The sequence below is a fragment of the Mucilaginibacter segetis genome (assembly GCF_016522075.1).
GTDB lineage: Bacteria > Bacteroidota > Bacteroidia > Sphingobacteriales > Sphingobacteriaceae > Mucilaginibacter > Mucilaginibacter segetis.
In genome coordinates, this window is sequence record NZ_JAEHFW010000001.1 from 1,313,954 (window position 1) to 1,336,928 (window position 22,975).

At 41.1% G+C, this 22,975-nt stretch carries 24 protein-coding genes and 1 pseudogene; 15 read left to right on the forward strand and 10 right to left on the reverse strand.

The annotated features are described in order from the left end of the window. The first annotated feature begins 83 nt into the window (after window positions 1-83). Together I5M19_RS05995 and I5M19_RS06000 are read left to right on the forward strand one after the other, a co-directional pair. Entirely contained in the window at window positions 84-1,715 is a 1,632-nt protein-coding gene (locus tag I5M19_RS05995; protein ID WP_200065292.1) for an alpha-amylase family protein, read from the forward strand. Between the two features lie 88 nt (window positions 1,716-1,803). Then, window positions 1,804-2,652, forward strand: coding sequence for a phytanoyl-CoA dioxygenase family protein (locus I5M19_RS06000; protein WP_200065294.1), 849 nt, complete (start codon window positions 1,804-1,806; stop codon window positions 2,650-2,652). Between the two features lie 12 nt (window positions 2,653-2,664). Here the strand turns inward: I5M19_RS06000 and I5M19_RS06005 are convergent, their stop codons facing one another. From I5M19_RS06005 to I5M19_RS06025, 5 genes are all read right to left on the reverse strand, one after another. After that, window positions 2,665-3,006, reverse strand: a complete 342-nt coding sequence (locus I5M19_RS06005; protein WP_200065296.1) for a TfoX/Sxy family protein — start codon at window positions 3,004-3,006, stop codon at window positions 2,665-2,667. A gap of 17 nt (window positions 3,007-3,023) precedes the next feature. Then, window positions 3,024-6,053: a GH92 family glycosyl hydrolase gene (locus I5M19_RS06010; RefSeq protein WP_200065297.1), complete on the reverse strand. Its 3,030-nt coding sequence runs from the start codon at window positions 6,051-6,053 to the stop codon at window positions 3,024-3,026. Window positions 6,054-6,140: 87 nt separating this feature from the next. After that, window positions 6,141-6,920 (reverse strand): amidohydrolase, encoded by a 780-nt coding sequence (locus tag I5M19_RS06015; RefSeq protein WP_200065299.1) that lies wholly within the window; start codon window positions 6,918-6,920, stop codon window positions 6,141-6,143. 52 nt (window positions 6,921-6,972) lie between these two features. Then, entirely contained in the window at window positions 6,973-8,118 is a 1,146-nt protein-coding gene (locus tag I5M19_RS06020; RefSeq protein ID WP_200065301.1) for a methionine aminotransferase, read from the reverse strand. Between the two features lie 69 nt (window positions 8,119-8,187). After that, a complete protein-coding gene (locus tag I5M19_RS06025) occupies window positions 8,188-9,444 on the reverse strand; it encodes a transglutaminase-like domain-containing protein (RefSeq protein WP_200065303.1) in 1,257 nt (418 codons plus the stop codon). Window positions 9,445-9,547: 103 nt separating this feature from the next. Between I5M19_RS06025 and I5M19_RS06030 the strand changes: the two genes are divergently transcribed. Genes I5M19_RS06030 through I5M19_RS06045 form a run of 4 tightly spaced genes read left to right on the forward strand, consistent with a single transcriptional unit; the run spans window position 9,548 to window position 12,415 of the window. Further along, window positions 9,548-10,519 carry an ABC transporter substrate-binding protein gene (locus I5M19_RS06030; RefSeq protein ID WP_200065304.1) on the forward strand — a complete coding sequence of 324 codons (972 nt, stop codon included), beginning with the start codon at window positions 9,548-9,550 and terminating at the stop codon, window positions 10,517-10,519. After that, complete coding sequence (locus tag I5M19_RS06035) at window positions 10,520-11,386, forward strand: ABC transporter permease (protein WP_200065305.1); 867 nt, start codon at window positions 10,520-10,522, stop codon at window positions 11,384-11,386. Next, window positions 11,383-12,132, forward strand: coding sequence for an ABC transporter ATP-binding protein (locus I5M19_RS06040; protein WP_200065306.1), 750 nt, complete (start codon window positions 11,383-11,385; stop codon window positions 12,130-12,132). The genes I5M19_RS06035 and I5M19_RS06040 overlap by 4 nt, the downstream gene beginning before the upstream one ends. Continuing rightward, window positions 12,107-12,415, forward strand: a complete 309-nt coding sequence (locus I5M19_RS06045) for a hypothetical protein (protein ID WP_214653026.1) — start codon at window positions 12,107-12,109, stop codon at window positions 12,413-12,415. The genes I5M19_RS06040 and I5M19_RS06045 overlap by 26 nt, the downstream gene beginning before the upstream one ends. A 428-nt stretch (window positions 12,416-12,843) precedes the next feature. On the opposite strand, the gene I5M19_RS06055 is transcribed toward I5M19_RS06045, so the two are convergent. Further along, on the reverse strand, window positions 12,844-13,896 hold the full coding sequence (locus I5M19_RS06055; RefSeq protein WP_200065309.1) for an acyltransferase family protein: 1,053 nt from the start codon (window positions 13,894-13,896) through the stop codon (window positions 12,844-12,846). Between the two features lie 381 nt (window positions 13,897-14,277). Between I5M19_RS06055 and I5M19_RS06060 the strand changes: the two genes are divergently transcribed. Then, complete coding sequence (locus I5M19_RS06060; protein WP_200065310.1) at window positions 14,278-14,799, forward strand: hypothetical protein; 522 nt, start codon at window positions 14,278-14,280, stop codon at window positions 14,797-14,799. 58 nt (window positions 14,800-14,857) lie between these two features. On the opposite strand, the gene msrA is transcribed toward I5M19_RS06060, so the two are convergent. The 3 genes from msrA to I5M19_RS06075 form a co-directional block, all read right to left on the reverse strand. Next, window positions 14,858-15,511, reverse strand: a complete 654-nt coding sequence (gene msrA / locus I5M19_RS06065; RefSeq protein WP_200065311.1) for a peptide-methionine (S)-S-oxide reductase MsrA — start codon at window positions 15,509-15,511, stop codon at window positions 14,858-14,860. Between the two features lie 92 nt (window positions 15,512-15,603). Beyond that, window positions 15,604-15,864, reverse strand: coding sequence for a DUF3820 family protein (locus I5M19_RS06070; RefSeq protein WP_317193218.1), 261 nt, complete (start codon window positions 15,862-15,864; stop codon window positions 15,604-15,606). A 21-nt stretch (window positions 15,865-15,885) separates the two neighbouring features. Further along, complete coding sequence (locus tag I5M19_RS06075) at window positions 15,886-16,833, reverse strand: MBL fold metallo-hydrolase (protein WP_200065312.1); 948 nt, start codon at window positions 16,831-16,833, stop codon at window positions 15,886-15,888. 159 nt (window positions 16,834-16,992) lie between these two features. Between I5M19_RS06075 and I5M19_RS06080 the strand changes: the two genes are divergently transcribed. Continuing rightward, on the forward strand, window positions 16,993-17,220 hold the full coding sequence (locus I5M19_RS06080) for a hypothetical protein (RefSeq protein ID WP_200065313.1): 228 nt from the start codon (window positions 16,993-16,995) through the stop codon (window positions 17,218-17,220). A gap of 9 nt (window positions 17,221-17,229) precedes the next feature. Then, complete coding sequence (locus I5M19_RS06085; RefSeq protein WP_200065314.1) at window positions 17,230-18,180, forward strand: aldo/keto reductase; 951 nt, start codon at window positions 17,230-17,232, stop codon at window positions 18,178-18,180. A gap of 71 nt (window positions 18,181-18,251) precedes the next feature. Here I5M19_RS06085 and I5M19_RS06090 read toward each other — a convergent pair whose 3' ends face one another. Next, complete coding sequence (locus tag I5M19_RS06090) at window positions 18,252-19,004, reverse strand: hypothetical protein (protein ID WP_200065315.1); 753 nt, start codon at window positions 19,002-19,004, stop codon at window positions 18,252-18,254. Between the two features lie 309 nt (window positions 19,005-19,313). Here I5M19_RS06090 and I5M19_RS06095 point away from each other — a divergent pair, with 309 nt between their 5' ends. The 6 genes and pseudogenes from I5M19_RS06095 to I5M19_RS06120 all read left to right on the forward strand — a co-directional run bounded on the left by I5M19_RS06095 (window position 19,314) and on the right by I5M19_RS06120 (window position 22,957). Next, the gene (locus tag I5M19_RS06095) at window positions 19,314-20,618 is read left to right on the forward strand and encodes a PQQ-dependent sugar dehydrogenase (protein WP_200065316.1); all 1,305 of its coding nucleotides are present in this window, start codon (window positions 19,314-19,316) and stop codon (window positions 20,616-20,618) included. Between the two features lie 381 nt (window positions 20,619-20,999). Further along, window positions 21,000-21,152, forward strand: coding sequence for a hypothetical protein (locus I5M19_RS06100; RefSeq protein ID WP_200065317.1), 153 nt, complete (start codon window positions 21,000-21,002; stop codon window positions 21,150-21,152). A gap of 127 nt (window positions 21,153-21,279) precedes the next feature. Then, window positions 21,280-21,732, forward strand: a complete 453-nt coding sequence (locus I5M19_RS06105; protein WP_214653027.1) for a hypothetical protein — start codon at window positions 21,280-21,282, stop codon at window positions 21,730-21,732. Between the two features lie 180 nt (window positions 21,733-21,912). Beyond that, window positions 21,913-22,284: pseudogene (locus tag I5M19_RS06110) on the forward strand (T6SS effector amidase Tae4 family protein); the annotation flags it as partial. 1 nt (window position 22,285) lies between these two features. Beyond that, window positions 22,286-22,435 carry a hypothetical protein gene (locus tag I5M19_RS06115; RefSeq protein ID WP_200065320.1) on the forward strand — a complete coding sequence of 50 codons (150 nt, stop codon included), beginning with the start codon at window positions 22,286-22,288 and terminating at the stop codon, window positions 22,433-22,435. A 24-nt stretch (window positions 22,436-22,459) separates the two neighbouring features. Continuing rightward, the gene (locus tag I5M19_RS06120; protein WP_200065321.1) at window positions 22,460-22,957 is read left to right on the forward strand and encodes a hypothetical protein; all 498 of its coding nucleotides are present in this window, start codon (window positions 22,460-22,462) and stop codon (window positions 22,955-22,957) included. The last annotated feature ends 18 nt before the right edge of the window (window positions 22,958-22,975 follow it).

The following is a 22,975-nucleotide window of genomic DNA, read 5'->3' on the forward strand; positions in this document are numbered from 1 at the left end:
CTGCTATTTTGGACGATAGCTTTCTTTAATTGTTACATCAACTTTTAACAATATTTTTTTAGTTTAGCCAACACATCACTACTATGCACAGACGCAACTTTATAAAATTATCAGCCACAACGCTGGCGGCCGCCACATTTAGCAAATTAACTTATGCAGCGGCAAATGCTTCACTTATTAATCTGCCCGATGAGGTATGGGCCCAAACCGATGGTGATTGGGTGAAGCTGAGCCGCAATGGTGGTTCGGTATTCACACACAACGCTGTAAGAGTTGAGGTTAAGGAAAATAAGGGTTCTCAGGGCGTATATGTAATGTCGCCGGAAGCTGCTTTACGGGGCATTCGCTTAAAGTGGAAATATAAGCCCGTAAAAAATGCCCTGATGTTAGGCGATCATTGGGAACGCTCCTATGGCGACCTTGCCTGGAAGAAGCAGCAACCTGATATTAAGAACCCATGGTATGTACTATTGCATGATGATAGTTCTACGGTATGTTTTGGGGTAAAAACAGGCTGCAATACTTTTTGCTGGTGGCAGATAAAACCAGATGCTATTGAACTTACTATGGATACACATTCGGGTGGGGTAGGTGTAAAATTGGGTCAGCGCACCCTGCATGCCGCGGATGTGGTTACCATGTTGAATAAACCGAATGAAAATGCCTTTGCAACCGATTCTCGTTTTTGCGCTTTAATGTGCGATAAGCCGCGCCTGCCTAAGCTACCGGTTTACGGAATAAACGATTGGTATTACGCCTACGGTAATAATTCATACGAATCCATAAAAAACGAGACCGCGGTAATGGCGGAACTGGTGAGCGATACTCATAACAAACCCTTTTCGGTAATTGATGATGGCTGGCAGCAACCGGATGATTTTTCGATAGCTAACGAAAAGTTTAAGGATATGCATAAAATGGCCGATGAGATAAAAGGATTGGGTATGCGACCCGGGTTGTGGACGCGTCCGCTTATAGCAAGGCTTGACGATAAAAAAAGCATGTTGGCACCAACCATCAGGGGAAGGGACGATGCAAAAGCTCCTATACTTGACCCGACGGTGCCCGAAACACTTGAAAGGGTGAAGCGCAATTTTAAACTATATAAGCAGTGGGGCTACCACATGGTGAAACACGATTACAGCACCTATGATATTTTCGGGCGGTGGGGCTTTCAAATGATGGATAGTTTTACGGTGCCGGGATGGAAATATAACGACGATACCAAAACCAATGTCGAGATCATTAATAACTTATATGCGGCCATCCGGGAGTCGGCGCAGGATATGTATGTTATTGGATGTAATACCGTTAGCCATTTATCTGCCGGATTATTTGAACTAAACCGTACCGGAGATGATACCAGCGGCAGGGAATGGCCCCGCACCAAAAAAATGGGTGTTAACACCTTAGGTTTCCGTTTGCCCCAGCACAATACTTTTTACGCTGTAGACGGTGATTGTGTGGGAATTACCAAATATGTACCCTGGGATAAAACCAAGCTTTGGCTGCAACTGCTTGCAGAAAGTGGCGCGCCTTTGTTTATATCGGCAGATAGTAAAGTTTTAGGTGCAGAACAAAAAGCAGCTGTTAAACTGGCTTTTGCACAGGCCGCGAAGAAACAGCCAACAGGCGAGCCGCTTGACTGGCTTACCAATCAATGGCCTGAAAAATGGAAATTAAATAACCGGGTGGTAACTTTTAACTGGGATTAAAAACATATTGGCATATTGGGGCAGTTTCTTATTCTTTAAAATTCTGCTTAAATTTATTCACCAATTATAATATTAAATTCCTAATGGTATGGCTTCCGTTACTTTATCTGAACAACAGATGAACGACTATAACCGTGATGGTTATTTGGTTGTTAAGAATTTTTGTAATGATGTTGAGATAGACAAGCTGTATAGCACCGCGGTTAATGATGACGCCATGCGCAAAAACGCACTTGACCTTAACGACCAAAGTGGAAAGAAAACCCGGTTGTCTTTATGGTTTACACCCGGCGATGATGTTTTTGGATATTTAACCCGAAGCCAAAGAATGATAAAGCCTGTTGGGCAATTATTAGGCGAAGGCTCTCCCGTATGCCATTTTCACTCCAAACTGATGCAAAAAGAACCAAAAGTAGGAGGTGCATGGGAGTGGCATCAGGATTATGGCTACTGGTATAAAAATCAATTTATGTTTCCAGATCAGTTAATGAGTGTGATGGTTGCCCTTACTCCGGCAAACAAGGCTAACGGATGCCTGCAGGTAATTAAGGGGTCGCATAAATTGGGCAGGGTAAATCATGGTTTTTCGGGCGAGCAGGTAGGTGCCGATATGGTAATGGTTAATAATGCATTAAAGACAATGGAATTAATTTATTGTGAATTAAATGCGGGAGACGCCTTATTCTTTCACAGTAATTTACTTCACCGTTCTGAAGCAAACCTGTCTGATCATCCCCGTTGGTCCGTTATATCGTGTTATTCTCTTCAATCCAACATCGCGTATAATGAAACTTCAACTTCATGGAAAACGGCCGTAAAAGTGGTACCTGATGAGGCTATATTGCAATGGGATGCGGGTTCGTTATCGAACAATGATTTTTTAGCTAAAGAAAATGATCCTGCATTAAAAGAAACAGGATGGGAAACTTCCTCTTAACAGAGGCCGGAATTATCTCCGTTTTTTTGAAGACTTGGCTACTTTATTATAAGTAAGTGCCAAACCTATCCAATAGTCAAAATCAACTTTATTTTGTATAGCCAGTTCATCAACAAATACATAACCCTTTGCTGTTCTGTCGCCTTGCTGCATTGGCCGGGTACCATTTTGCTCTATGGCATTATCAAATTCATCAGGGCCAATCCGGCATAATATTTCATGCTGATTTACGCATACGCACAATTTATTGTTTACCATAAAACAGATACCGCCAAACATACGCTTTTCGGTAACTTCTGCAATATCCATCAATGCTTCGCGTACTCTGTTTAAAAGCTCTTCGTTAACCGGCATACTTAATTATTTTTATCTTATTCCACGGTTATTTCATCAGCAAATATGTACGACGGATTGCCCTTGCTTTCGTGCCAGTCGGGCAACGGGCCGTATTGTTTGGCTATAACCTTAATGAAACGGGCACTGCTGTTAATATCGGCTGTAAATTCCTGTGTTTGTACGGTTAAATCGTCTACCTTAATTTTAGTGTCTACTCTGGCTGCCAGTTTATAGTTTTTACCATCATCAGATAACCAATACTCTACATATTTCGGAAAAACTATCCAGGCTCTGCTGTCCTGCACCGTGCCCAGGCTTATTTTTTTAACAGGCTTAACTTTTCCCATATCAATAATCGCTTCCAGGTCCTTCCCCTGGTAGCCCTGCCAGTTGCCCAGCCGCCAGTCGGCCTTACCGTGTATGCCGTTTATTAACGACTCATCTCCCTGCGCCGCATAATTGGGCAGATACTTGTTGGTTAAGGTAAGTTTAAGGTCATCACGGATCTTATTAAACGTCCCCGCATCAACAAAGCTGCTAACGCCATTATTCACAGCGATAGCCTTAACGGTTGTATTATCGCTTATGGTTATTGGTTTACTATAAAGTGTTGAGTTAGCGTTTGGTGTACTGCCATCAAGTGTATAATATATTTTGGCTAAGCTATCCGCACAGGCTATTTCAATATTTATAGGCTTTTTAAAAGTTTTTGATGGTGAAATAATATACGGATTAGGCACTATCAGGTCATCTGTTATAACAGAGGTTGGTTTCTCTAAACTTCTCACAAATAATTTATTGGCTAAACGGCCGCTGAATACTTCAAATGTAGCACCATTGGCAATGTCATCATAATTCAGATAAAGCTTATTGTAGGGCTTTTTATTCAGATTCATGCCCTGTAAGTAAATGTTTTGACGACTGATGGTAGCCCCAGGATTACTGATATTGATCTTTTTGCCATTTTCCAGGCTTATCAGAATAGTCTCGAACTGAGGGATACCCACCATATATTGCTGCTGCCCCGGCGAGATATTGTATAAACCCAGACAACTCATAACATACCATGCCGACATTTGTCCGCAATCCTCGTTACCCGAAAGTCCATCAGGTTTATTGCTGTATTCCTCACTTAAAATTTTGCTTACATAATACTGGGATTTATCAGGCGAGTCGGTGAAATTATATAAATAGGCAATATGATGGCTCGGTTCATTACCATGCGCGTACTGGCCTATCAATCCGGTTACATCAGCCTGCTCACGGCCGCTTAGTTTGGCACTGGTACTGAACAATTCATCGAGCATGATCTCGAATCCCAGTTTGCCGCCCATTTTTTTCTCCAGCGTTTGCACATCCTGCGGAACCAGGAATGAATATTGCCAGGCATTGCCCTCGGTATAATTATTATTGATCTCTGTTGGCTCAAACGGCGTGTACCAACCGCCATTATCGCGGGCTTGCATAAAGTTATTCTGATTATTAAAAACGTTTTTCCAGTACTGGGCACGTTTTATGTAAACTGCATAATCCTGCGGCTTGTTAAGCATTTTTGCCATTTGAGCAATGCACCAGTCATCATAAGCATATTCCAGTGTTTTTGATACTGATTCGTGCTCTACATCAGCATTTACTGCTCCGGTGTTGCGATAATTATCCAGCCCGAACTGGTTGCGGTTTACAGCGGCTTTCATGGCAGTAAAAGCCTCTTCCGCGTCAAAGCGACGAATGCCTTTTGCATAAGCGTCCACTATTACAGGTATTGAGTGATTACCTATCATACAATAGGTTTCGCTTGAAGCAAGCGGCCATATCGGCAACAGCCCGCCTTGTTCGTACATCGCTAAAAATGATTTGATGAAATCCAACGTACGTTTACGGTCGATAAGGTTAAGCAGCGGGTCTTCGGCGCGAAAGGTATCCCATAATGAAAATACGGTATAATAGTTAAAGCCCGATGCAGTGTGTATCTTTTGATCAAGCCCACGGTATTGCCCGTCGACATCGTTATAAACGTTAGGCGCCAGCATGCAATGGTAAAGTGCCGTATAAAATATGGTTTGTTTTATTTCTGAATAATCCGGTAATTTTAACTTACGCGGATTAGGGTTGCCGTAGCCATAATTGTTATAACCAGTTTGGGTTGATTGTAAGGGTACGGGTGGTGCTCCGCCTTCCACCTGTATCTTATTAAGTTCCGCGTTCCATACTTCTTTGGTCGCTTTTCTTACCTTTTTAAAATCAAAGTTTGGAACTTCTGTATCCAGGTTCTTTAATGCACCCTCGGTACTTACTGATGATATCCCCACTTTAGCCACCACATCGCCGGGGTTATCAAACTGGATATACATTTTTACATTTTTCCCCTGTACTTTGGACTGCCCTTGTTGCACCTGATCGTTTAAGGCGATGCCATAGGTTTTAAATGATTTGGAAAATTTAGCATAGAAATAAACTGATTGATCTGTAGCCCATGATCTTGATCTGCGGAAACCGCGAATTTCGTGGTCGTTCACAACTTCTATCCAGGAATCCAGCACCTCATCACGGTGCTGCAGATCAATTATGATATTGCATTTATCATTCTTAGGAAAATCATATTTATGAACGCCCACTCTTTGAGTGGCGGTCAGTTCAACCCCGATATCATATTTTTCCAGCTGAGTTTTGTAGTAACCCGGTTCGGCTTTTTCTTCTTTTTTCTTGAATGGTGATTTATAATCTTCCCGGTTTAACTTGGGTTCGCCTGTGGTAGGCATAAATAAAATGTCGCAATAATCTGCTATCCCTGTACCGCTTAAATGAGTATGTGAAAATCCGTAAACAACAGTATCGGTATAATGATAGCCTGATGAGCCGTCCCACCCCTCTAAGCGGGTATCGGGGCTTAACTGCACCATGCCAAACGGCGCAACAGCGCCGGGGTAGGTGTGTCCGTGGCCGCCGGTGCCTATAAACGGGTCAACAAATTTAGTAAGGTCTTTTTCTTTGAATTTTTGTGCCGAGGCATTTAAGGTGGTTAACAGCATAGCCGCCGCAAATACTCCGTGGAATATTGATCTCATTTACTAAGCAAATTATTTTTTTGAATAACGCAAAATACTAAGTTTAGTTATGGATACGAATAAAAGTTTGAAACTATAACAGTTTCGTCAGTCGTTTAAAGTAAAACTGTCAGCATCCTTTAAAAAGGGCAGGGCACGTCTTGCTTTTTTTATTTCGTCGTATATGATCGAAAAAGTGTATACATCTTCCTCGTCGCGTTTGTAATAAACCACGTTTCCGTTCGGATCAATACAGGTAGAGTCTCCCGAATGGTAGATCTCATTTCCATCATGGCCCACCCGGTTTACACCTATAACGTAGCTCTGATTCTCAACTGCCCGGGCAGGAATAAGCGTGCGCCAGTGTAAGGCGCGCTTTTCGGGCCAGTTAGCAACTATCATCAACAGGTCGTAATCTTCGTTAACATTACGAAGCCATACCGGGAACCGCAGATCGTAACAGATAGCGGCGCATATTTTCCAGCCTTTTAATTCTACTATAAGTTTGTCGGTACCGGCGGTATAGGTTTGGTGTTCTTTACCTAATGCAAAAAGATGGCGTTTGTCGTAGTGTTCGTAAGTGCCATCGGGTTTCATCCATATCAGCCGGTTATAATAGTGGTCGCTCTCTTTTATAATAAGGCTTCCTGTGACCACGCTATCAAAACCACTCGCGGTTTTGGCCATCCATTGCATGGTTTTTCCGCCCATATTTTCCGCCAGTTTCTCGGCGTTCATGGTAAAGCCCGTATTAAACATTTCAGGCAGGATGATCAGATTGGTTTTCTCACGTATGCCGGATAATCTTAAAGAAATATTTTGCAGATTTTTGTCAATATTCTCCCAAAACAAATATCCCTGGTATACCGTAATTTTTAAGTTATCCATAAATATATATTTTAGGTATGGTTGTACTTATACGCAAATGTTTTCTGTAAGGTTAAACTTTTATTAATTTATCAACGGCTCTATCCAGGGTTTCTTGCTTTTTAGCAAAACAAAACCTTAAAACATGTTTATCAGTACCCTTGCTATAGAAAGATGAAAGTGGAATAGAGGCAACTCCCGCTTCTTTGGTGAGCCGGATGGCAAATTCCGAATCGGTTTCCTGGCTGATATCATCATAGGTTACCGATTGAAAGTAGGAGCCTGAACAGGGTAATAACTTAAAACGAGTTTGTTCTATCCCTGCTCTGAAATCATCCCGTTTTTCCTCGAAAAATCCTGATAAGCTTAAATAGTTATTCTCGTCCTTTAAATATTCAGCGATAGCGTATTGCATAGGGGCGTTCACACAAAAAACCAAAAATTGATGGATCTTTCTGAATTCCTGCATGAGGTATGCAGGCGCCATGCAATAGCCTATCTTCCAGCCGGTGTTATGAAAGGTTTTGCCAAATGATGCTACAATAAAACTACGTTGCTGTAATTCAGGGTAACGGGCCATGCTGTGGTGTGTTTCGCCATCGTATATTAAGTGTTCGTAAACCTCGTCGCTTAATATTAATATATCCTGCTGTTTAACTAAGGAACTCAATTCATCAATATCTTCCTGGTGCAGTATGGTAGCAGTAGGGTTGTGCGGCGAGTTAAGGATGATCATTTTAGTTTTATTGTTGATCAGTCTTTTTACCATGTCCCACTCAATGCGATAATCAGGTGCTTCCAGTTCGAGCGATTTTACTACGCCGCCCATCAACCTTATGGCGGGGGCATAGCAGTCATAAGCCGGTTCAAATATGATCACCTCATCATTAGGATGTATCACTGCAGTTATAGCGGTAAAAATAGCCTGGGTGGCACCTGCTGTTATGGTAATTTCTGTTTCGGGATTATAAATGGTGCCATATAGCTTCTCGGTTTTTATAGCTATCTGTTCCCGCAGCGGCATTATGCCGGCCATAGGCGCATATTGGTTGTGCCCGTTTTTCATGGCGTTATTAACCAGTTCAATAAGTTTGGGCGAACATGGATAATCAGGAAAACCCTGTGATAAATTAATTGCACCCAATTCAGCTGCCAGTGCCGACATAGTGGTAAATATGTTAGTTCCGGTTTGGGGTAATTTGGAAACGACTGGTATCATAAAGGGGCTAAATTAACCAAAAATAGCTCAAAGGACGTTTATTGTGGAAAAATGGATAATTAATAAATTCTATTTTGCTTCAGGCAGTTTCCAAAATAGTTCGGGATTGTTGGTTTTATACCGCACTATTTTAAGACCGGTATCTTTGTTAACATTTTCTGACTCAAATGGTCCCTGCTTAAAATAATCGAGCGGGACAAGGCTCACATAGGTAATGGTTTTGTTGTTACCCTTAGTTTCATAATTGTATTCGCTTTTTAGCGGACTGTATAGGTAATAAAGGTTTTTAGCCATATAGTAATACAGGTAATTTTCTTTTACTATTTTTTGCTTATGGTTCCAGTTGGCATCGGGGTTTAATACCAAAGGCTTGTTGTTTATGATCCTGTCCCTCACTTCAGCAATACTTAACAGGGTGCCATTCTCATCAGTTACATAAGCATCGTTAGTAGGATCAACCCAAACCCATTTATTCATTTTAGGCAGATACACTACGTTAATAACATGGGAGTCATAATCTATGTTTAAACTATCCTTAGGGAAGCAGTAAACCTTACGTGCCTTAAAACCCAGCGCCTGGTAACAATCAACCATTGTAGTGGCCAGTTCTCCGCAGGATACACCTACATTTTTTTGCTTAGCTGTGGTCAATATTTCGTCGGCATTTATGAGTTTTATACCACTCTCGTGCTGTCCGTCATGCGCTACGGAATTATGCACCCAGTGCAAAATATTCAACACCTTCGATTGCTCATCGCCTTTCCCTGCTATTGAATCCAGATTAAATGCCTTTTTTAACGCCACCAGTTCGGGCGCGCTTGCCGGCTGGTAGGTAAAAGCGGGTAGTACACGGTTATCGTCAGCGTTATATTTTTCTCCCTTTTTAAGGATGTACATATAATCACCTACCGAGCGCATGCTTTCGCTTATTTTTTTAAACTCCGGCTCGTTTTTAATATTGGCAAAATCGCTGTCTTCCTGTAAATGGCTATAATTCATATAACCGTAATTTACAGCACTATCCAGGTATTCAAAAGCTTTTGCCTTGTCATTATTAAGTGAATACAAACAACTCAAATTATAATAGGCATTGGTGATATAACCTTTATACATTTTTTGGTCATTATCGTTCAGTTGCTTGTATCTGGCTACAAATTCATCAACCAGTTTTTTATCTGCCTGGGCATCACGTTTTAAATAAGCCTGATGCAGCAGGTCGCTTTGCTGATTGCCGAACTTTACAAACGGATCCTCTGTAGCTGTTTGCGCAAATAGAGAATTAACCGTAAAGAGGTATATAAGAAAAAAATATATTTTATTTTTCATTTTAGGAATGTTGCCTGTCAAATATAATATTACCTACTGTAATAATAAAGTAAATCAAACCCTTTAGTTTTCTGCTTTGGGTGCTATTAGCTACTTTAGTAAAATGAAAATTTATACGCGTTTAATTGCCGTTTGCCTGATAGCTTTATACGTTTCCTGCTCTTCGGCTAATAAAAGTAATACACCTGTTATTGGTTTTGTTGATGCTTTTGAAGACGCTACCATATCGCAGGCGCGTGTTGGATTTACTGACGCTTTAAAAGCACAGGGTTTTAGCGAGGATAAAAACAATATCAAAATAGAATACCGTAACGCCCAGGGCAGCATACCCACGCTTACGCAGATCGTAAACTACTTTGTATCTGAAAAAGTGGATGCCTTAGCTACCTGTACCACCCTTGCTACAGTAGCCGCTATACAAAAAACAAATACCATCCCCATTTTTGAGATGGTATCGCCCACTCCTGAACGTATGCAGGTTCTGGATGCCAGTGGTAAAGCCCCGGGAAATCTTTACGGTACAATGGAAGACTTGAACTACATTGATACTTCATTTGCAATCATCCCCAAACTTCTTCATCCCAAAGGTGATATTTTAACGGTTGGGATGATATACAACCAGGCGGAACCACAATCTGCAGATGCTTATGCACGTATTAAAGGCCTGGCTGATAAAATGCACATCAAACTGATCGCATTGCCTTTAAACAACTCTGCCGATGCGCAATTGGTTACACAGGCTTTGTTAGATAAAAATATCGATGCTTTCTTCGCTAACCCGGATAATACCGTTTTTGCCGCATTTGAAACTATACTGAAAAGTTGTAACGAACATAACGTACCAATATTTACCAGTGAAGCGGGTTTGGTACAACGCGGTGCAGTAGCCGCTTTTGGCGCTGATATTTACCAGTGGGGGTATCAGTCCGGTTTGCAGGCTGCACAATACCTTAAAACACATAAAACAAATGGCATAAAGCTGGAGATGGTGAAAATACGCAAGCGTGTTTATAACCCGGCCGCTGCCAAAAAATATAACATTATTGTTCCGCCGCAATTTGAAGCCGTAAAATAAATGGATTTTTACCTCACCGCCTTATTACAGGGACTTTGTTTCGCGGGGATAGCCTTTGGTATTTATATCTCCATGAAGATATTTAACATTCCGGATATTACTACGGATGGCAGTTATACTTTAGGCGGAGTAGTAACCGGCATAATGCTTACACATCATCAACCCGGATGGGTTATCCTGATAGCGGTAATATTTGCCGGCGGCATTGCGGGGGCACTTACAGGAATTATACATACCAAATTAAAAATTAACGCGCTGCTGGCAGGCATACTCGTCATGACGGCGCTTTACTCTGTTAATTTAACTATACTCGGACGTTCAAATCTGCCTTTGCTTAACTTTGGCACCATATTCAATACCGTTAATTTTATAACCAACGGCAATCAAAATTCGCTCTTAATATTAGGCGTATTTGTAACTATCCTTACTTTACTGATAGGCTATTTACTAAAAACAGATTTTGGTATAGCCATGCGTGCCACAGGTAATAGTGAACCCATGATACGCGCCCTTGGTGTGAATACCGATCGTATGAAGATCATCGGCCTGGCAATTGCCAACGCATTAACCGCCCTGAGTGGTTACCTGATAACACAATTGCAAGGTTTCGCGGATATCAGCATGGGTATAGGCATTGTAATAGTAGGCTTAGGATCGGTTATTATTGCCGAAACCATTATCAACTGGCTGCGCATAAGTTCGGTATGGTTAAGTTTGATCTTAGTAATGGCCGGCGCTGTCATCTTCCAGATGGTGCTGGCCTTTACCCTCAATATCGGTGTTGATGCAAATTTGCTTAAGCTGGTAACGGCTGTGTTTGTTTTACTTATAGTGGGCTTACCGTGTTTAACAGCTGCACGGTCATGATAGAACTGAACAACATCAGCAAAACTTTTAATAAGGGCAAACCCAACCAGGTTGTTGCTTTAGATGGAGTTACGCTTCATATTCAACAAGGAGAATTTGTAGTGATCGTAGGGTCTAACGGTTCCGGAAAGACCACTATGTTGAACATGCTTGCCGGTACAGTTTCCCCGGATTTTGGCAGTGTACTGATAGATGGCAAATATGTAACCAAACTTCCCGACTATAAACGCAGTAAATGGGTTGCCCGCATTTTTCAGAACCCGCTTACAGGTACAGCTGCCGAACTAAGCATACTGGATAATTTTCGGCTGGCCGCCCTGCGTACAAAAAACAAAGGGCTAACAGTTGGCAAAACGGAAAACTTTAAAAACCTGGTACGCGATAAAATTGCCACCCTGGGTATGGGTTTAGAGGATAAAACGGAGCAGCCTATCGGTACATTGTCCGGCGGGCAAAGGCAGGCGCTTACCCTGTTAATGAGCATTATGGATGATTGTAAAATATTATTGCTGGATGAACCAACTGCAGCACTCGACCCCCGATCAGCAGCATTGGTGATGCGTACTGCCAATGAACTGATCAAACAATATAACCTTACCGCGTTGTTGGTAACGCACAATTTAAAGGACGCCGGCAGCTACGGATCGCGCATAGTGCAGATGAGTGAAGGGCGAATATTAAAGGATATTGCTACTGAAGAGAAGTATAAATTAAAGCAAAATGACCTGTTTGAATGGTTCGGATAATTTATGGCAAAGTAATTGCATAGCTATAAGTACTATGAATAACAACAATTTTGAATATATATACGACGCTTACCAGTTAGTAAACGGCGCAAAAATAAAAGGTAAAAATCAGGACGAATTATTTGAACTGGGCGAATACGATGGTAACAAAAGAGGTTATACCCTGTATGCCTTTGAGAATGGCCTCCGATTTGACGATTTTAGTGTTATTATTTCTGAAAAGGAATTAATGAACAACTACATGATAGAAAAGGCTAAAGTTAGCCAGTCGGTAGCGGCGTAATCGTTTGCTTTTATCCTGCGATTCATAATTCAGTTAAGGGCACCAATGAGCTTAGGTGGATTTTTGCATAGTTGATTGTGTCTGCCATTGGCAGAAGATAGTGCTTTTGGTGCCTTCTTTATATTGAAAGAGCCAATAACTGATGCGCGCGTTATTGAAACATTATAATTTCTCCAATTTTTAAATCCATGAGGTAGCTCTTTTCACTTTCACTTTTATTTCGGAATGTCAGTGCAATCTGTTCAATTACCTCATTTGAGTATATAGCCTCTATAGAATCGAAATTTATTGATCGTTTACTTTCAATATTTATTAAAGACCTCCCAATTTCAAACCGACCTGATAATATTTCTCCGGTAATAATAATCATGTCTCTTGTAGTGAGCTCGAAAACTTTAATTATCCTTAAACTTATGGTCATTGGATTTTTAAGCCCTTTTTAAAACCTTCTTTTTTAACCATGCTCTTACCGGCTCGTCGTATAATTTAAGCGAGGCATAGGCCAATAGCATAAAAAATATAAAAAGCCCGATGGCTACCGGTACTACCTGTTCCGGTGCAGGCTTTTTGGTAGCTATCCACATGGTGTAAATATAAATGAACGGATAGTGCGTAATATAAATGGGGTAGGAGATTGCTCCGGAAAACTTACATAGCTTTGCCCATCGCCCGCTTATAGTTCCGCCTGCTCCCGCGGCAACAATTATCGGAAAGCCGATAATGATACAGGCAGCTTCATACAATCCATTATATTTAAACGTAGGTAAAAAGAAAAGCAGGATCAATATTAATGAACAAACTGTATAGGCCATAGGTATACGAATAAGTTTACCGGTACGGAATAGCAGTAGTCCGGCAAAGAAAGGGAACATCATACGTACGGGGGCTATCCAAAAATTGGCGAACCCCCAGCCGGTAGCCACATCGCCATGTTGCGCGGCCACAATAGTTAATACTATACCGCTAATAATTACCACTATCCATAAAACACTGCGACTCATTTTACGCCCCCAGAATGCGTAAATAATATTGGCTATATATTCCTGTAGTAAAGACCAGCAAGGTCCGTCAACAGGATGGGTTTCGCCCCAGCCGCGAATATCCATCGGGGATGGCAAAAGTGTAAACCCTATTAATGTTACGGCTATCAGCTTTAATAAACTAACCTGTGCTACTCCGGGGGTATAGGGGTCGAACCAAAAACTGATGGCTCCTATCAGTACACCTAATATCACCAGCGGATGCAGTCGCACTAATCTTATCTTAAAGTATTGCCAGGTGGTCATTTGTCCCCAGCGGTCATCATACGCATATCCCACAACAAAACCCGATAACAGGTAAAAAAAATCGACCGCCAGATAACCATGATGCATAGGATGGTTGGACATCACCGGGAAATAAGCCTCAAATAAATGGAAAATAACCACAAGTATAGCCGCGGTACCGCGCAGGCCGTCTAAAATGGGGAAATGGGGTTTCATGAATGGTTTATAATAAGGTTAAGAAGAATTAAAGATAGCTTATTACTTATTGCTGTGCAATAGGGCAGATGTGCGGATATGCAAATGTGGGATCACCCCGGCTGAATTTATTTTATGTGGTGTTGAACAAATAATTACGCAGATATATTTTTATTTTTTTTAGAAATATTTCTATTTTCGCGCTGAAAAAAATAATACAATGCTTCAAATAAACTCTATCTGTCAATCCTTTAAGCGGCCCATTGGGACGCTGCAGAAGAGTTATGCATCAGGGATACAACTCTTCTCATAGTAAGCGGAACAACACCGCAATAATTATTAAAATTTTATAAACAGACATCCACGGGAGTTATCCTTCGGATATAACTTTTGAATTATTTTATGGAAACATATTATACTATTGAGGAAAAGTATTTACAAGCAGTGGAAGAGCTGGCCTATGGTGAAACACCTAAAGCACTTAATATGCTTAATATAATAATTGCCGATGATGCTACGTATGCACGGGCGCATTATCAGTTAGGCAAAATATATTATTACGATATAAAGGATTATCAAACAGCAGGCTACCATTTTAATACCTGCATGCAGTTAGAGCCTTTGTTCCCTGATAATTACATACACTATCTGGGCTTATTGGTTTTTTTAAAAATGGAGAGTCTCGTAAATAAAGTGGCGGCTAAAGCGCTGGAAACGCCGGGCGTAAATACAGCTTCCATCCATGATATGCTTGGTTTGTATGCCGAGAAAAATAAGCAATGGCCAAAAGCCTTGCAGGCTTATAACCAGGCATATCTGGAGGTTACCGGTAAAACTCAGCGTGAAGAAATTGAGGAGAGCATTGCACGCGTAAAACAAAAAATGCAGCATGTAATAGCGTATCAGTATACACTTACCGGTTAACGATAAAAGGGATGCCTTTAATTTTAGGCATACCTTTTATTTTACAGATCTAAATAATTTATTTTTTGAATTCCGGCTTAAGCTCATCATTCATTGCTTTGCGGAATTTCATCACCTTAGGTACCGATACTCTTTGTATGTAAGGGCTGCTGCCGTGCAGGCGGTAATAATTCTGATGATATTTTTCAGCAGGGTAGAATACTTTAAAAGGTTCTACCTGGGTAACAATCTTATCGGAATAGTGTCCGCTTGCGTTTACCTTTTTTATCGTATTTTCTAAAATATTCTTTTCATTGGCATTACGGTAAAATGCTATTGATCGGTAGTCTGTACCTACATCAGGCCCCTGGCGGTTAAGTTCGGTAGGGTTATGCGCGAAAAAGAAAGCTTCGGCTAATGTGGCGTAGCTTATTACTTTAGGATTGTAATACACCTGGGTAACCTCGGCATGCCCTGTAGTGCGCGATCCCACTTCTTCGTACGTGGGGTTTTTAGTATGCCCGCCGGCATATCCAGCAACAACCTTATCCACACCTTTAAGTTCCTGTAAGGCTTCGCTCATACTCCAGAAACAACCTCCCCCAAATGTAGCCACAGCCTCATTGGCAGTTGGTTTAGGTACAGCTGCAAAACTATTGCTATTGCTGGTTTGCCCGTTGGCGCAGCCAAAAAGCAATAATACCGATGCTAAATATAATGTCAGTTTCTTCATGATCTTTTTATTATTCGTTTGTAAATAACTACGTATAAAAAGGCCTTACAGATGCACCCGGATGGTCATGCCGAGGTAAACTATTGAACTGTTTAAAGTTTAGGGAAATGGCTGTTTCCTTTTCCTAACTTATCCTTTATCTGGCGAAGTAATTTGTCAAGCCCGTTTATTTTAATTTCGTAGGCGCTGGAAAGCAGCATTCCCAGTTTACCCGCCGGAAAACCTTTTTTATACAACCATTCCAGGTAATGCACCGGCAGGTCGCATATTAATGTGCCCTTATATTTACCAAAGGGCATAGAGGTATTCACTACATCAATTAAAACACTTGGGTCTGCATATACATTTTCCACAAGGTAAAAGTAAGCAAAAAGCTATACTAATGCCCTGCCCAATTTAAATGCAATAGCAAAACCAGCTAAAGCCGCGCTAACGGCAAAAGCAGCTTTTATTTTTGCGGCGCCGTTATTTGCGGCAGGTATATACCTTACGCCGTGTTCATCAGCTACCGCAGCATGATGAACGTAACGCCCGTTTTCCGGAACGGCCAGCTTTTCAAAACGGTTTGCCAGAAAACTTAACGCTGTTTGTAATTCGCGCCCGCGCATAACAGGCCCGTGCCCTGTTGCAGCTATACGGGGTTGCAAAGCCGCAAGTTTACGCACTGATTTTGCCGCCGCAATCCAGTCGGTAGTGATATATTTAGGCGGGCCAGATAAATTCTTTTTATAACTGATAATATTAAAAAGCGATTCAGACTGGATAGTGGTAAAAGCATCACCGGCAATAAGCGTAGTATTCAGCGAAAAAAACAAGGAGATGTGGCCGGGCGTATGCCCGGGCGTGTGGATAACTTTCCATTCCGGCAATTCGGGAATGCCATCATAAAGGTCTATTTCGCGTAATTTGTCGCCAATATTTATTGGGCCGGTAGGGAAAAGAAATGAAGCTAGGCTCATTAATCCGCCACCAACAAGTATATCGGCAGGAGGATAGGCTGACCGGCCATCTAAATAAGGCATCTCCATTTTATGAACATACACCGGAACATCCCAATATTTCAATAGTTCGGGTAGTGATCCGGAATGATCGGAATGACCATGTGTAAGCACAATAGCCGAGGGTCTTGCTCCCGGCCCGAAGATCGATTCGGCCATACTGATTATTTTGCCGGCGTTACCCTTGGGGCCGCTATCAACCAATACCCAGCCTTGCGCAATGCCGCGCCTGTTAGCTATCATATATATATTTACAAATTTCAACCTCATTCCCCAAACGCCCTGCGCTACCTGGAAATATTTTATATTTTTCTTATCAGACATAATTCATTTTTGGTTAATAGCTTAACATTTTAGTAACATTAATAGTTTTTAAAACTGGTTGCATTTGTTTGCACAGGTAATTAAAAGTCATGATGGTGTATATTTACAACACCTCCCAAACACAAACCCTTACCCGTTGTTAAAAAACAAAACAATATTATGGAACAACAATTTGACGCGATACTTACCGGATCTGACAGTAAGGTAAATGGCATTGTTACGCCAAGGAATAACGGTACTTATGAGTTTAATTCGCTGGATGGTAGCTTACATTTAATTATAAGCAGGAATAGCGAAGGCGAATGGGAACGTATAGGGGGGTCAGAGCCCTACTTTTCGGGATGGATCGATGAACTGGCAGAACAGATACCCAACAATAGCAGATAATAAACAGATATGGAAAAAAGAACTATAGGAAGGTCAGACATAAGCACGTTACCCTTTGTATTAGGTGGTAACGTTTTTGGCTGGACCGCTGATGAAAAAACCTCATTTAACTTATTGGATGCTTTTGTAGATAAAGGATTTGATATGATTGATACGGCTGATGTTTATTCTTACTGGGCTCCCGGTCATAGTGGCGGCGAATCGGAAACAGTTATCGGTAACTGGTTAAAAACATCAGGTAAGCGAGATAAAATAATTCTGGCCACAAAAGTAGGCAAGCCAATGGGCGAGGGTAAAAAGGGATTGTCAAAAACGTATATCACTAAAGCGGTTGAGGCCTCCCTGAAACGACTGCAAACCGATTATATAGATCTGTATCAATCGCATGAGGATGATAAGGACACGCCTTTGGAAGAAACTATGGAGACTTTTACCTCACTGATAAAAGAGGGTAAAGTACGGGTAATAGGCGCCTCCAACTTTTCTCCGGAAAGATTAACCGCAGCTTTAAACGTTAGCAAGGAGAATGATTTTGCCCGTTACGAATGCCTGCAACCCGAATATAATTTGTACGACCGCCAGGATTATGAGCAAAAGTACGTAGCTTTATGCCGCGAGAATGATTTAGGTGTGATAACGTACTTCTCTTTAGCCAGCGGCTTTTTAACCGGTAAATACCGGTCTGAAGATGACCTTAACAAGAGTCAGCGGGGCGGTGGCATAAAAAAATATCTCGACGACAGGGGGCGTAAAATATTAGCAGCACTTGATAAGGTGTCTGGTGAGTATAATGCTACGCCTGCGCAGGTTGCATTGGCCTGGGTTATGGCCCGGCCCGGAATTACCGCTCCTATTGCAAGTGCCACCAGTATACAGCAACTAAACGATATTACTAAGGCTGCCGGGCTGAATTTAAACAGCCACGCTATTGATATGCTAACAGATGCCAGTAGTTATTAGCTTAGTAAAATAGGCAATAAAAAAACCACCCCTTGAGGTGGTTTTTTTATATAATAGAGTGGAAATTGCAATTAAAAGCGAGCGGGACGGATAACACCGGTTTGCCTTGCACTGTGGCTGTTGTTTTGAGCTACCTGGCCGCCGCCGTAACCATGGCCATGGTTAGATGGTTGGCTGTTTGCATTGCCATGTCCATCACCTCTGTTAGTTTGTGATGGTTGGCCGTTGCCATAGCCGCCAGTATTATGGTTGTTCCTGTTATCATCAGGTCTGTTATAACCACCGTTACTGTGCGATGGCTGGCCGCCATAATTACTTCTGTCTCTTACGCCGTGGCTTTGCTCATTGTTACCATAGCGGTTGCGGTTTTCGTTACCCCAGCCATTGTTGTTATAATTATGGTTGTTATGGTTGGCATAGTTATTATCTCGTCCCCAGTCGTAACGGGCGTTGCCACCATATCGTGAACGGTAAACCTCCGCGTGCAGGTAAGGGCGACGTGCGTGTACCTCATATCTGCGTGCGGTTCTCCAATCAAAATCGCGATAAGCCCCCGGCAGGTAAGCGGCTGATATCCACCGGCCACCATCAAAATAAAAATAAGCGCGACGCGGTATGCTGTAATAAGCATCTACTTCCGGCAGATAATAATAATCATCGCTGTCGTCAAATTCATCATTGTAAACTGGTACCGAAGTTTGTACCGGTACATAAACACGATGAGTAGGTATGTTTAAACCGATATGTATGGATATCTGTGCATTTGCAGTGTTATAAACCATGCCACCCATTAATATTGCTGATAATAAAGCTATCTTTTTCATTTGGTTAAAATTTATACAGTTAGGACAATAGCTGCGATAAATGGTTTAATCGGGCTAAAACAATAATACTTCAGGTGTGCGCCGGTGCGGAATAATATTATTGTTAAATTAACTCATGCAGAATATTATTGCAAGTTGATAGCGTTCAGCCGTATATATAAATGCCCGCCTTATGTAACAATTAAAACATGGTAAAACAGATTTCCCGCTTTACTGTATTATCAGTAATTTGGTTCCCGATTGATATCGTTTTTAACCATTTGAACCAACTCATAATCAGTTTATAATCGCTTAAAAAACACTAATAAGATGAAAAACAGATCAACCCCTCTATTTTCTGCTTTTATTGCAGCGGCAACGCTATTAACGTTCAGTTCCTGCAATCATGACAAGCCGGCAACTACACAAGAACCCGGTGTTACAAATGATACCGCTAAGGTTACCGCTGCGGGCTTAACTATCCCCGCAGGGTTTAACGCTACCATTATAGCCGATAATTTAGGAGGCACCCGGCATATTGCTGTAACTCCCGAAGGAAACATCTATGTTAAACTAAGTAATTTAAAAGATGGCAAAGGCATACTGTATCTGCAACAGGGCGACAGTACAGCCACTGTTAAAAGTTCATTTGGATCTTATGGCGGTACAGGTATGGCCGTTAAGAACGGTTATTTATATGCATCCTCAGATGAGGAGGTTTTTCGTTATAAACTGAACGGACAAAACGAGGTGATAAACCCCAACGCGCCCGAAAAAATTGTTACCGGCTTACTAAGCCGTAACGAGCACGAAGCAAAAGCTATCACCCTTGATAATGCAGGTAACCTGTATGTAAATATAGGTGCCTACTCTAACTCCTGCCAGGTAAAGGATAGGCAGAAAGGATCAATGGGGCAGCCCGGGTGTCCTATTTTAGATTCTGCCGGTGGTATATGGCAGTTTAAGGCCGATAAACTGAACCAAACCTACGGCGATGGTGTGCGTTATGCGACAGGTTTAAGAAACGTGGTTGGCCTGGACTGGAACACCCAGGATAATCAACTATTTGTTATGCAGCATGGCCGCGATCAGTTGCATTATCTGTTCCCTGATATGTACACCGAACAGGAATCTGCTGTTTTACCTGCGGAATGTATGTATGCGCTTAACAAAGGCGACAACGCGGGTTGGCCATATATCTATTACGATCAGCAAAAGCATAAAAAAATGATGATGCCGGAATATGGCGGCGACGGTAAAAAAGAGGGAGACAGCAAATACCTTGATCCGGTTGCGGCGTATCCCGGTCACCTTGCACCTAACGGCTTGCTGTTTTATACCGGCAGTCAATTTCCTGAAAGATACAAGAACGGCGCGTTCATTGCTTTCCACGGTTCATGGAACAGGGCACCCGAGCCACAGGCGGGTTACTTTGTAGTATTCCAGCCGTTTAAAAATGGCAAACCCGATGGCGACTGGGAAGTATTTGCAGATGGATTTTCAGGTTCGGCTGCTAACACCGCCAAAGGCAGCGCCGACCACCGCCCATGCGGACTGGCGCAAGGCCCGGATGGATCCATATACGTTACAGATGATGTAAAGGGAACTATTTATAAGATAAGCTATAAGAAGTAGGCCACTCAGGGGGAATAACTTTGGTCACGTCGAAATAAATATAATGCTGGCAACCTTTGGTGTCAATGGCATTATTGTATCTGGTCTTCACGTTACTCAAGTTTATCAGGGGAGCGGTGGAATGTCTGGGAAATTTTGACTTTGTTGATGCTGACTAAATTCACCATATGTAAAGCAAATGGGCACGTTAAAAATGAAATTAATATCTTTAGGAAGAATGCCAATCAGGGGGGGAAGTAGCTGGTTGTCGAAAGCTTGGGATTGGATGGGTGAGCATTTTTATACAGAGGTATCTGGACGATTAACGCAAGGTGGATAGGTGTAATGTCTGGACGATTTGCTGGATCAGAAATTGATTTAGGAAAGCACAACCTCGCCACATTGACAACAGGTACTGATAAAGGCGGAATTAATGCATATAAAGACGACGGTACTGAAATTTACGGTGGGCAATTAGTCGTCCCGGTGTTTGACGTCCCTGTAGGTATTGGAGCCACACATGATGTCAAAAGCGGTCAAATAGCGGGATTTTAGGAATTGGTGTTTTTGGTTATGAAAGGAATGGAAACTCAAATTTTATAGGTCTTGATATGACCAGTGGTGTGAACTTTTATTTTTTAGGAATTGAAGCCACCGCAAAAATTGGTTTTAAATGGTAAACATGAATAATATGAAAGAATTATCGTCTGACTTTCTATATTATAAATCTTTGATAGGTTTAATCGTAGGGCCAGTCCTTATAGCTGCATTTATTGGGTTTTTTTGGAAAAATAATTTTTCCGATGACGTTGTAAATATATCCTATGCCATACTGATTATTTTCACGGTAATTCAGTGGATTCGATTATCGCATTGCAGGAAAGTTTATTTAGATGGAAACAGCCTTATGTTAAAAGGTTATTTTTGGGAGAGCTCTCAATCTATCTCGGTTTCTGAAATTGAAAGTGTAAAATTTGTTTATAATTTTTCAGTAAAAAAAGAAAGAAAGTTAATCAAATTAACTTTGCCATTTAAAGATAAATCATCTTATATATATTTTTTTAGAAATTCTGATAAAACAACCTTAAATAAACTATTAGGTCAAATCGACAGACTTAAAGATAATCTAGAATAGTCAGCGAATTGCCTATTATAGATGAGTTAATTATATTGCCAATCAGGGAGGGTTTCCGTCTTTTGCAACATTGTTAAGTAACTATCCGTTACCATATGATACCCGTCCAGATAGGACAAGGATAGATCCTAGTAGACCGTTAAATGACATTACAGGCGATACTTTTGTTATTTTAATCAATGTGCTATAAGAGTAAGTATAGCGTTGGGAAAGTCAGGTGTTAATTTAAAAGGTGCAAAGCATATCACTAATCCTGGTCATAGTGCCTATAGCAATGGTAATATTGTAGGTACCACTAATTTAGCTTGGTTCTTGCGTAACAACTACTTAGGTAAGCCCGAAATTTATAATGGTACTAAAGATGATGTTCTTCAAAATGTACTAGGTCGCCAAGGTATTATTTATTTTCAAGGAATAGTAGAAGGAGGAGTAAGAAGTAATGCTAATGGGCATATGGAATTATGGGATAGAACTCATTACATGAGTAATTTTTCGCATGAGCAAATGTTCGGTAGAACAACAATTTGGTTTTGGCCTTTAAAACAAAAATGATATGAATCGCAATTTTTTAATGATTATTTTTCTTTGCTTGCTGTCTGGGAATGCCCTTTCTCAAATAACCGCAGGCTTTGTTAATTCAATGCAGGATAAAGGTTCCTCAACACCGCTTTATCCTCCTCAAGGAATATCGCAAGAACAATGATTCACATTAACTACAATACGACAAATGAAATTACACGTAATATATTTTATTCCACTTTTCTTATTGATGGGTTGTGCGATTAATAAAGATATCATTAAAAAAAGGGATTATGTATTTAAGAATGATGCTCAAAGAAAGTTAATATTGACTTTTCAAAATGACTCAGATTGCACTTTAAAAGACGTTTATACTGCTAATAATACACACAAAGAACTGGTGATACATTGTAAATATAAAACCCTTTCAAACCAGTCTGTTGTTTTATTAAATAATGATAGGGCTTATGTTGACACCTCAGGTGCTGGTTATTTCTATTTCCCTCCACTGAATAGAAATGATACTACATTGGCGGTTAAATCGAAGCAGACGTTTATTATTGGACCTAATTACCCATCCGATTACGGAAAACATGCTAAAGTTCCATTTGTGGATAGAGACACGCTAATAAACAATCGTGGCAAATTGCATTGGATTAAAAAGAACAAGAATAATAAGGTCGTTGGCTATTATGTATTTAAATAAATCGCTAATGAAAACCCT